Annotated in this window: 10 protein-coding genes, 1 pseudogene and 1 riboswitch; all 11 genes and pseudogenes read right to left on the reverse strand. The window is 64.8% G+C overall.

The genetic code is table 11. From position 1 onward, the window contains the following. Positions 1 to 544 (reverse strand): hypothetical protein (locus F2P46_RS34700; RefSeq protein ID WP_166898926.1); only part of this gene is annotated, 544 nt, incomplete at its 3' end. A gap of 762 nt (positions 545 to 1306) precedes the next feature. Beyond that, positions 1307 to 2413: an S-(hydroxymethyl)glutathione dehydrogenase/class III alcohol dehydrogenase gene (locus F2P46_RS34705; protein ID WP_166898928.1), complete on the reverse strand. Its 1107-nt coding sequence runs from the start codon at positions 2411 to 2413 to the stop codon at positions 1307 to 1309. An 87-nt stretch (positions 2414 to 2500) separates the two neighbouring features. Then, positions 2501 to 2911, reverse strand: a complete 411-nt coding sequence (locus F2P46_RS34710; protein ID WP_166898930.1) for a response regulator — start codon at positions 2909 to 2911, stop codon at positions 2501 to 2503. Between the two features lie 2 nt (positions 2912 to 2913). Next, positions 2914 to 3498 carry a hypothetical protein gene (locus F2P46_RS34715; RefSeq protein WP_166898932.1) on the reverse strand — a complete coding sequence of 195 codons (585 nt, stop codon included), beginning with the start codon at positions 3496 to 3498 and terminating at the stop codon, positions 2914 to 2916. 305 nt (positions 3499 to 3803) lie between these two features. Next, positions 3804 to 4439: a response regulator gene (locus F2P46_RS34720; RefSeq protein ID WP_166870364.1), complete on the reverse strand. Its 636-nt coding sequence runs from the start codon at positions 4437 to 4439 to the stop codon at positions 3804 to 3806. 36 nt (positions 4440 to 4475) lie between these two features. Next, positions 4476 to 5123, reverse strand: a complete 648-nt coding sequence (gene thiE / locus F2P46_RS34725) for a thiamine phosphate synthase (protein WP_166898934.1) — start codon at positions 5121 to 5123, stop codon at positions 4476 to 4478. 20 nt (positions 5124 to 5143) lie between these two features. After that, complete coding sequence (locus F2P46_RS34730) at positions 5144 to 5902, reverse strand: hydroxymethylpyrimidine/phosphomethylpyrimidine kinase (RefSeq protein WP_368737990.1); 759 nt, start codon at positions 5900 to 5902, stop codon at positions 5144 to 5146. Then, positions 5899 to 6702 carry a thiazole synthase gene (locus F2P46_RS34735; protein WP_166898936.1) on the reverse strand — a complete coding sequence of 268 codons (804 nt, stop codon included), beginning with the start codon at positions 6700 to 6702 and terminating at the stop codon, positions 5899 to 5901. Before F2P46_RS34735 ends, F2P46_RS34730 begins: the two co-directional genes overlap by 4 nt. A gap of 17 nt (positions 6703 to 6719) precedes the next feature. Beyond that, complete coding sequence (gene thiS / locus F2P46_RS34740) at positions 6720 to 6950, reverse strand: sulfur carrier protein ThiS (protein WP_368737991.1); 231 nt, start codon at positions 6948 to 6950, stop codon at positions 6720 to 6722. Then, positions 6947 to 8860 (reverse strand): phosphomethylpyrimidine synthase ThiC, encoded by a 1914-nt coding sequence (gene thiC / locus F2P46_RS34745; protein WP_166898941.1) that lies wholly within the window; start codon positions 8858 to 8860, stop codon positions 6947 to 6949. The genes thiS and thiC overlap by 4 nt, the downstream gene beginning before the upstream one ends. Before the next feature lie 80 nt (positions 8861 to 8940). Next, positions 8941 to 9047, reverse strand: a riboswitch (TPP riboswitch). Positions 9048 to 9186: 139 nt separating this feature from the next. Continuing rightward, a pseudogene (locus tag F2P46_RS38110) lies at positions 9187 to 9298 on the reverse strand (IS1595 family transposase); the annotation flags it as partial.

A 9298-nucleotide genomic window follows, 5' to 3' on the forward strand; every position in this document is an offset into this window, starting at 1 on the left:
GCGTCTCCAGGGCGCGCGTGGCCGGATTGACCAGGCTGGCGAGGGTGTCGAAGACGCCTGTCGTGTGGCCACAGCTCTGGCCGCCGCAGGTGTAGCTGCAACTGTCGGTGCAGGTATGGCCGCAGCGCGCCAGCAATTGCTGGGCGGCCGAGGGGAAGCCTGCCGCCGGAGCGGTTGCCGCCGGGGCGGTCACGCCCGGATCGAGCGTCTCCAGGGCGCGCGTGGCCGGATTGACCAGGCTGGCGAGGGTGTCGAAGACGCCTGTCGTGTGGCCACAGCTCTGGCCGCCGCAGGTGTAGCTGCAACTGTCGGTGCAGGTATGGCCGCAGCGTGCCAGCAATTGCTGGGCGGCCGAGGGGAAGCTTGCCGCCGGAGCAGTTGCGGCTGGATTGGCCGACGCGGTGCCGTCTTGCGCGGGATTGGCCAGATTGATGGTGATGCCGCAGCCGTTGCTGGTCAGGGTGCACCTGTCGAGCTTGTTTTCCACAACGCCCAGGGCGCCGGCAAGCAGTACCTCCGGGTTCTGCCCGAGCAACGCGTTCATCGCCGAACGGTCAAGCTGGCTCAGTTGACCAATGATTTGTTCCGGAGCAAAAATTAGCTGGTGAAAAAACGCGGGGTCGGATTTTGCTCTGTCGACCAAACTCTGAAAGACACTCGGGTCCATTTGAAACCTCCACAGGAAGGAACTACGAGGGCGGTACATGCTCGATGACATCGAGCGAAACCTCGCCCAGAGAACCCAATATAGTTCCGGGGTTTCGCCATACGCTTGATGTCGCCCAAAAAAAAAGCAGGCGCAACGCTAGTGGCGGTGGGGTCGGATCTTGCACCTGAACATGAAGCGAAGAGGCCGCGATATCACCCCTTGAGGTGGCCTCATGGTCAATCCGGCTTTGTGGAAACAAGTTGAGGCATCGCATTCGCGCCGCAGGTGCGCGCACGCGAGGACGGTGCGACAGGTGGCTTCGGCAGCCAGCGGCGCCGAAGCTGGGGGGGGCCCGGCGCCCGGTTCCGGGCGCCGGGTTCAGCTTAGAGCCTGTCTCGGTAGGCCGGGGGAAGCGGATGGCGACATGCGCGTAGGCGATGCATGGCAAGCGCGCGCAAGGCGCGACAACTGCGACTCCGATCTACTGAGATAGGCTCTTGAGTAAGTGTGCAGAAGTTATTCTCATTTATAGCGAACAGAAGCAGATGCCTGGCAAGGCGCACGCCGCGACGCAGTGCGAGCACTGCTAGTGGCAAGGCGCCGCTTATGGAAGCTAGTGTCCCGAGTTAGAAATTACAAGAATGTATGCGCACTTACTTAGTACAGCACCACCGAGCGGATCGACTCGCCGCTCTTCATCAGGTCGAAACCTTCGTTGATGCGTTCGAGCGGCAGGCGGTGGGTGATCAGGTCGTCGATATTGAGCTTGCCTTCCATGTACCAGTCGACGATCTTCGGCACGTCGGTGCGCCCGCGCGCGCCGCCGAAGGCGGAGCCTTTCCATACGCGGCCGGTGACCAGCTGGAAAGGACGGGTCGAAATCTCCTGCCCCGCCGCCGCCACGCCGATGATGATCGACTGGCCCCAGCCCTTGTGCGACGATTCGAGCGACTGGCGCATGGTGGTCACGTTGCCGATGCACTCGAAACTGTAGTCGGAGCCGCCGTCGGTCAACTGGATGATCGTGTCGACCACGTTCTCCACCTTGGACGGATTGATGAAGTGGGTCATGCCGAACTTGCGCGCCATCGCTTCGCGCTCGGGGTTCAGGTCCACGCCGATGATCTTGTCGGCGCCGACCATCTTGGCCGCCTGGATCACGTTCAGGCCAATGCCGCCGAGGCCAAACACCACCACGTTGGCGCCCGCTTCGACCTTGGCGGTAAACAGCACCGCGCCCACGCCGGTGGTCACGCCGCAGCCGATGTAGCAGATTTTATCGAACGGCGCGTCCGAGCGCACCTTGGCCAGCGCGATCTCGGGCACCACGATGTAGTTCGAGAAGGTCGATGTGCCCATGTAGTGGAAAATCGGCTTGCCGTCGATCGAAAAGCGGCTGGTCGCGTCGGGCATCAGCCCGCGGCCCTGGGTCGAGCGGATCGACTGGCACAGATTGGTTTTTTGCGACAGGCAGAATTTGCACTGGCGGCATTCGGGGGTGTACAGCGGGATGACGTGATCGTCCTTGCGCAGGCTGGTGACGCCCGGCCCGACGTCGACCACCACGCCGGCGCCTTCGTGCCCGAGGATGGAGGGGAAAATCCCTTCCGGATCGGCGCCGGAGAGGGTGTAGTAATCGGTGTGGCAGATGCCGGTGGCCTTGATTTCGACCAGTACCTCGCCCGCGCGCGGGCCTTCCAGGTCGACTTCTTCAATCGTCAGCGGCTGGCCCGCCTTCCATGCAATCGCTGCCTTGGTTTTCATGTTGTTCCTGTCCCTCAGATGGTCGGAGCGCCGCAAGGGCGCAGTGTCGCCATCATATCAAGCTGGGGACAAGCGTGCATCTTCCGGTCAGGCCGCCGTGAGCGCATGCTGCACCCACAACGCGTGCAACTGCCCGGTCAGGCGCAGCGGCATCAGGGGTTTGGGAATGACGCCGATGGCGCCCACCTCGGCATAACGGGCGATGTCCGCCGCCGCCGTCAGGCCGGTCACGAACAGCGCCGGCGTGTTGGCCAGGTGCGGTATGCGGCGCAGCATGGCCAGGGTCGCCAGGCCGTCCAGTTCCGGCATCATCACATCGAGCAAAATCAGGTCGGGCTTGAAATCCATCGCGGCCAGCAGCGCTTCGCGCCCCGAACCGCAGTCGCGCACGTCGAATTTGCCGATCACCTCCAGCACCAGCTTGGCCGTGGTGCGCACGTGCAGGTCGTCTTCGACATACAAGATCGATTTCAGGCCGTGGCTCGCGTCGCTGTTCATGGCTAATCCCCCGCCGTCATGCACGCAGGGATGCCGAGCATGGCCGCAATGGTGCTCCACAGCTGGCGCGGCGACGTCCACGGCTTGGGCAAGAAGGCGCGCACCGGGTCGCGCGCGTCGGGCAGGTGCGCCGAGTACACCAGCAAGGGCGTGGTCAACAGCTCGGGCATGAGCGCGCGGCCGTCGCCGTCGGACAGGCCGGGATCGAGCACCACCAGCGAAAACAGTTCGGTCGCGAGCACGCGGCGCGCCTCGGCGATCGTGCTCACATGGGTCACCAACGCTTCCGGCGCCAACAGCGTGGAGAGCACCAGCGCGGTCTTGTCGTCGCTGTCGATGTGCAGCACGCGTGGCGCGTTGCGCGCAGCGGCGGTGTGGCCGGCGCCGGCCCGCGGACGTGGCCCAAGCTCGAGCGCCGCATCCATCATGGGCGCGGTCAGGCGCGGCGCGTCGGCATCGATGCCGAGCAAGGCCGGGCCGACCGGCCAGCGCCGGGGGGTGTGGGAAAACAGGGTGCGGCGCTCTTTCGCGACAATTTGTGCGGGAGCGGCGGAAACACAGAGTTTGTAATTAGCGGTCGCTTTCATGCGACTTCCTTTCTGAACCGGTTCGATCGATATCCCAAGTCGCAGCGCAACAACGCGCATGGCAAAGGCGCAATGACATCGGGGGAACAATCGGCGGAGCTGGGCCGAAAACATCTATCGGCCGCAGGGGAAAGGCGGCGCTGGAAAAGGGCGGACGCGAGCGGGTCAGGGCTCAATCACGCGAGGAACTGTGTGAACAAACTGAAATTCACGCTTTTAGTGTAACAAACATTTGCCCTACGGGAACAGTTCGCAAGAAATTTTTATGTGAAAGCGTGCGCAATGCGCAACGCCTTCGTGCGCAATCACTTGGCTTTGAGACGATTGGCGAAACCGGAATGCAAACTGTTCAATGTTTCTTCGGCGGCAAGCAGCTGGTCGGCCACTTCGTTGATCTTGCGCCGGCTCGAGCGCGCGTGGTCGCGCAGCACTTCGAAAGCGGTGTTGCGGTCGGTCTGGAATTTGCCCATCAACAGGCCCACAGCCAGGCTGGTTTCGCGTCCGGCGGCCAGCGCCGCGTTCAGGTTCAATTCGGTGCGGCGCAGTTCGCGGATATCGTCGGCGCGCGCCAGGCCCGCTTCGAACGCCGGCATCAGGCGCTCGGCGTCGACCGGCTTGACCAGGTAGCCCAGCGCGCCGTAAGCGGCGGCCTGCCGGGTCGATTCGCTGTCGCCGATGGCCGACAAGAACATGAACGGCACCGTGGTGTGGGTCTTGAGGTGGTGCGCCAGTTCCAGCCCGCTCATGCCGGGCATGGTGATGTCGAGCAGGGCCATGTCCGGCTCGCCGGCGGCGATCTGCTGCAGCGCTTCTTCGCCGGACGATGCGGTCACGGTGTCGTAACCGGCGTGGCCGATGACTTCATTGAGAAACTGCAGGAGCAACGGGTCGTCGTCGACGATGAGGATGCGACGTTTCGCGACAGGGGCGGAATTTGGCACGGCAGTCCTTTTACGCTGGGAAGAAGTGTAAAAAGATTATACGGCCCCGGTCACGTTCGCGCACGTTTTACGCTGTGCGCCGAACAAGGCATCGAACTGTCGCGCGGCGCAAGTCGGATCAAGGCTGGCGTAGACCGAGGTGATCGCCGCCACCATGTCGGCGCCGCGATCGACCAGCGGCGCCGCATTCTCGGGCGTCATGCCGCCGATGACCACCAGCGGCAGCGCGAGCGCTCTGCGCGCTTCGAGCAAGATATCGGGCGCGGTGGTGAAGCTGTAGCGCTTGACCGGCGAGGGATAGAAGCCGCCGAAGGCCGCGTAGGTGGCGCCATCGCGTTCGGCCGCGCGCGCCAGTTCCAGGTCGCCGTAGCAGGAGGCGCCGACGATCTTGCCGGGTCCCAGGGCGGCGCGCACCTGCGCCACGCTGGCATCCGTGCCGCCCACGTGCACGCCGTCGGCGCCGAGCGTCAGGCACAGATCAAGGTGGTCGTTGATCACCAGCGGACGACCGTAGCGGCGGCACAAGGCCAGCAGCGCCGCGCCCTGGCGCCGGCGCAGCTCCGGGTTGGCGTCCTTGTGGCGGTACTGGACCAGCGCGACCCCGCCCTCGAGCGCGGCGCGGGTGCAATCGAGCAGGCGCCCGGTATCGTCCCAGTTGGGGGTGACAAGGTAAAGTCCTCGCATGGGGAGTGTCGCTTTCTGTTTCATAGTAAGGAAGGTAAGCGCTGTGGAATGCGCTGCCCGGCGCCGATCGAAAACGATTGCGCCAGGCTTTGATGGGTATAGGACTGGCCGCGTTCGAGGGCGTCTTGCATCGATTCGCCCAGCGCCAGGCGGGCCGCGATGGCGGCCGCCAGGGTGCAGCCGCTGCCGTGGAACTCGCCGGGCAGGCGCGGCCAGCGCCACTCCTGTTCGTGCTCCCCGCCATGCCAGCGGTTGACGACGTGCGGGCCATCGCCATGGCCGCCGGTGACCAGCACGTGCGGGCACATAAGCCGGCCGAGGGCTTGCGCTTCGCGCAGGTTCGGCACCACCAGGGTGGCCACGGCCAGCAGGGGCGCGAGCGCGGCCAGCGCATCGCCGCGCGAGAGCGCATCGCCATGGCCGCTGGCCAGCACCGGGTCGAGCACCACCGGCAGCGCCGGGTCACGCTGGCGCAGCTGCGCGATCAGGGCGGCAATCGCTTCGGCGTTGGCGCGGCTGCCGGGGATGCCGAGCTTGACGGCGCCAATGGCGACGCTGTCGATCAGCGCCTGCGCCTGGCGCGCCAGCAGGGAGCAATCGACCGGCACGATGTCGTACACGCGGTTATGGTCCTGCACCGTCAGCGCTGTGACCACCGGCAGCGCATGCGCGCCCTGGGCCGCGATCGCGCCCAGATCGGCCGCGATGCCGGCCCCGCCCGACGGATCGAGGCCGGCGAACACCAGCACCGCCGGTATGCAAGCGCCCTGCCCTGTCACGCGATTTTGCCCGCGACCGGGGAGGATGGCACGGCGGCGAAGCGCCTGGGCATGCGCCCGGCCAAAAAGGCTTCGCGCCCGGCCTGCACCGCCAGGCGCATGGCGCCGGCCATGCGCACCGGATCGCGCGCACCGGCGATGGCGCTGTTCATCAACACGCCGTCGCAACCGAGTTCCATGGCAATGGCCGCATCCGACGCCGTGCCCACGCCGGCGTCGACCAGCACCGGCACCTTGGCCTGCTCGATGATCAACTGCAGGTTCCAGGGGTTGAGAATGCCCATGCCGGAACCGATCAGGGACGCCAGCGGCATCACGGCCACGCAGCCGATTTCTTCGAGCAGGCGCGCCTGGATCGGATCGTCGCTGCAGTAGACCATGACGTCGAAACCGTCCTTGACCAGCGCTTCGGCGGCGACCAGGGTTTCGGGCATGTGCGGGAACAGGGTCTTTTCATCGCCCAGCACTTCGAGCTTGACCAGATTGCGCCCGCCGAGCAGTTCGCGCGCCATTTGCAAGGTGTACACCGCATCTTTGGCGTTGTAGCAGCCGGCGGTGTTGGGCAGGATCGTGTACTGGTCGGGCGGCAGCACGTCGAGCAGGCTGGGAGCGTTGCGGTCCTGGCCGATGTTCACGCGGCGGATCGCCACGGTGATGATCTCGGCCTGGGCGGCGTCGGTGGCCTCGCGCGTTTGCGCCAGGTCGCGGTACTTGCCGCTGCCGACCAGCAGGCGCGAACGGTAGGTTTTACCTGCGATGGTAAGGACGTCGCCGCCCCCGTTGTTGTCGTTCATGTTCATATCCGTTTCCTTATATGTCAGCCGCCGCCGATGGCGCGCACGATCTCGATTTTGTCCAGCGCCAGCAGCGCTCGTTGCGGCCATTGCTGGCGCGGCACCACCTGGCGGTTCACCGCCAGCGCGATGGCCTGCCCGGGCGGCAGGCCAAGTTCCTCGACCAGGTCGAGCAAGGAGGCGCCCGGCGCCACGCGCCGTGCCTCGCCGTTGACTTCGATCTCGATCTCGATCTTGATCTCGATCACGGTCACACCTTTTTATAGAGCTCGCCGCCCTGGCGCACGAATTCGATGGCTTTCACTTCCATCCCCTGGCGCAGCGCGCTTTGCTCGCTCACGTTCATGCTGGCGGCGTAGTCGCGTACTTCCTGGGTGATTTTCATCGAGCAGAAATGGGGACCGCACATCGAGCAGAAATGCGCCACCTTGGCCGAATCCTTCGGCAAGGTCTCGTCGTGGAATTCGCGCGCCTTGTCCGGGTCCAGGCCCAGGTTGAACTGGTCGTCCCAGCGGAATTCGAAGCGTGCCTTGGACAGCGCGTTGTCGCGGATCTGCGCGCCGGGATGGCCCTTGGCCAGGTCGGCCGCGTGGGCCGCGATCTTGTAGGTGATGATGCCGTCCTTGACGTCATCCTTGTTCGGCAGGCCCAGATGCTCCTTGGGCGTGACGTAGCACAGCATGGCGGTGCCGTACCAGCCGATCATGGCCGCGCCGATGCCCGACGTGATGTGGTCGTAGCCGGGGGCGATATCGGTCGTCAGCGGCCCCAGGGTGTAGAACGGCGCCTCGCCGCACTGGTCCAGCTGCAGGTCCATGTTCTCTTTAATGAGCTGCATCGGCACGTGGCCCGGACCTTCGATCATGACCTGCACGTCGTGCTTCCAGGCGACCTGGGTCAGCTCGCCCAAGGTCTTGAGCTCGGCCAATTGCGCTTCGTCGTTGGCGTCGTAGATCGAGCCCGGACGCAGGCCGTCGCCGAGGCTGAACGAGACGTCGTAGGCTTTCATGATGGCGCAGATGTCTTCGAAATGCGTGTACAGGAACGATTCCTTGTGATGCGCCAGGCACCACTTGGCCATGATCGAACCGCCGCGCGAGACGATGCCGGTCAGGCGCGAAGCGGTCATCGGCACGTAGCGCAGCAGCACGCCGGCGTGGATGGTGAAGTAGTCGACGCCTTGCTCGGCCTGTTCGATCAGGGTGTCGCGGAAGATCTCCCAGGTCAGGTCTTCGGCCTTGCCGTTGACCTTTTCCAGCGCCTGGTAGATCGGCACGGTGCCGATCGGGACCGGGCTGTTACGGATGATCCATTCGCGCGTTTCGTGAATATGCTTGCCGGTCGACAGATCCATGACGTTGTCGGCGCCCCAGCGAATCGCCCAGGTCATTTTTTCGACTTCCTCGCCGATCGACGAGGTGACGGCCGAATTGCCGATGTTAGCGTTGATCTTGACCAGGAAATTGCGGCCGATGATCATCGGCTCGACTTCCGGGTGGTTGATGTTGGCCGGGATGATGGCGCGCCCGCGGGCGATTTCTTCGCGCACGAATTCGGCGGTGATGGTATCGGGGATCGATGCGCCGAAGGACTGGCCCGGATGCTGGCGTCCCAGCAGCTGGGCGCTGCGCTTGCCCATCGGGCCGGACGCTTCGAGCTCCTGCAGGTACTCCTGGCGGCGCAGGTTTTCGCGGATCGCCACGTATTCCATTTCGGGCGTGATGATGCCGCGCCGCGCGTAGTGCATCTGCGTCACGTTGGCCCCAATCACGGCGCGGCGCGGGGTGCGCTGCAGCTGGAAGCGCAGCGCGGCCAGCGCCGGGTCGTCCAGGCGCGCCTGGCCGTAAGCGGAGCTGGGGCCGGCCAGTTGTTCGGTGTCGCCGCGCTCCACGATCCACGGCAGGCGCGGGGTGCCGAGGCCCGAGCGGATGTCGATGGTCGCTTCCGGATCGGTGTACGGGCCGGAGGTGTCATATATATACACGGGCGGATTCGGTTCGGCGCCGAAGGAGGCGGCGGTATCGGACTGGCTGACGGCGCGCATCGGCACGCGCAGGTCGGCGCGGCTGCCCTGCGCGTAGACTTTACGGGAATTCGGAAAAGGCGCAATTGCCGCTTCATCCACCGTGGCGGTGGCGGAATCGAATTTGAGGGGGGCTTTCAGCGGTGCGTTCATGTGGCTCCATTGCGTGCAGGAGCCAGCAAAGGAGTCGGAGTCCGGGATTGCGGCCGTGATGGCGCACCCATGGAACTACCTGGCTTCCCTTCGCTGGCATTATCCAGATCAGGTTCAGAGGGTGTTTCTCACCCGCGCCTCGCTGTTGCGATTTGCAGGACCCCTAGCGTGTGCCGCCTTGCGGCAGCGAGCGCAATTATACCTGTTGATCCGCCCGACAACATGGCTTTTTCGGCACGCCAGGGCGTGGCTTGCCTGCCATGATTGCCGTTCCGGCCAGACTGTTGCCATGGGAAGCGCAAAACAATAGGTGATTAGCGCTGATCTTCAGCTAACCGACACCACGCTTCGGTTCGGTTGCCCGTGGCGACAGCAGCGTACAAGAGGCGCGTCAAGATGGTCGACAAATCGAAGCGCCGGTTAAAT

Origin of the sequence: Massilia sp. CCM 8734 (genome assembly GCF_011682155.1) — a bacterium.
Taxonomy (GTDB): domain Bacteria; phylum Pseudomonadota; class Gammaproteobacteria; order Burkholderiales; family Burkholderiaceae_D; genus Telluria_A; species Telluria_A rubra.

Coding starts and splice junctions, on each gene's coding strand:
- F2P46_RS34705 (WP_166898928.1), bottom strand. CDS start 2,413: ATGAAAACCAAGGCAGCGATTGCATGGAAGGCGGGCCAGCCGCTGACG.
- F2P46_RS34710 (WP_166898930.1), bottom strand. CDS start 2,911: ATGAACAGCGACGCGAGCCACGGCCTGAAATCGATCTTGTATGTCGAA.
- F2P46_RS34715 (WP_166898932.1), bottom strand. CDS start 3,498: ATGAAAGCGACCGCTAATTACAAACTCTGTGTTTCCGCCGCTCCCGCA.
- thiE (WP_166898934.1), bottom strand. CDS start 5,123: ATGCGAGGACTTTACCTTGTCACCCCCAACTGGGACGATACCGGGCGC.
- F2P46_RS34735 (WP_166898936.1), bottom strand. CDS start 6,702: ATGAACATGAACGACAACAACGGGGGCGGCGACGTCCTTACCATCGCA.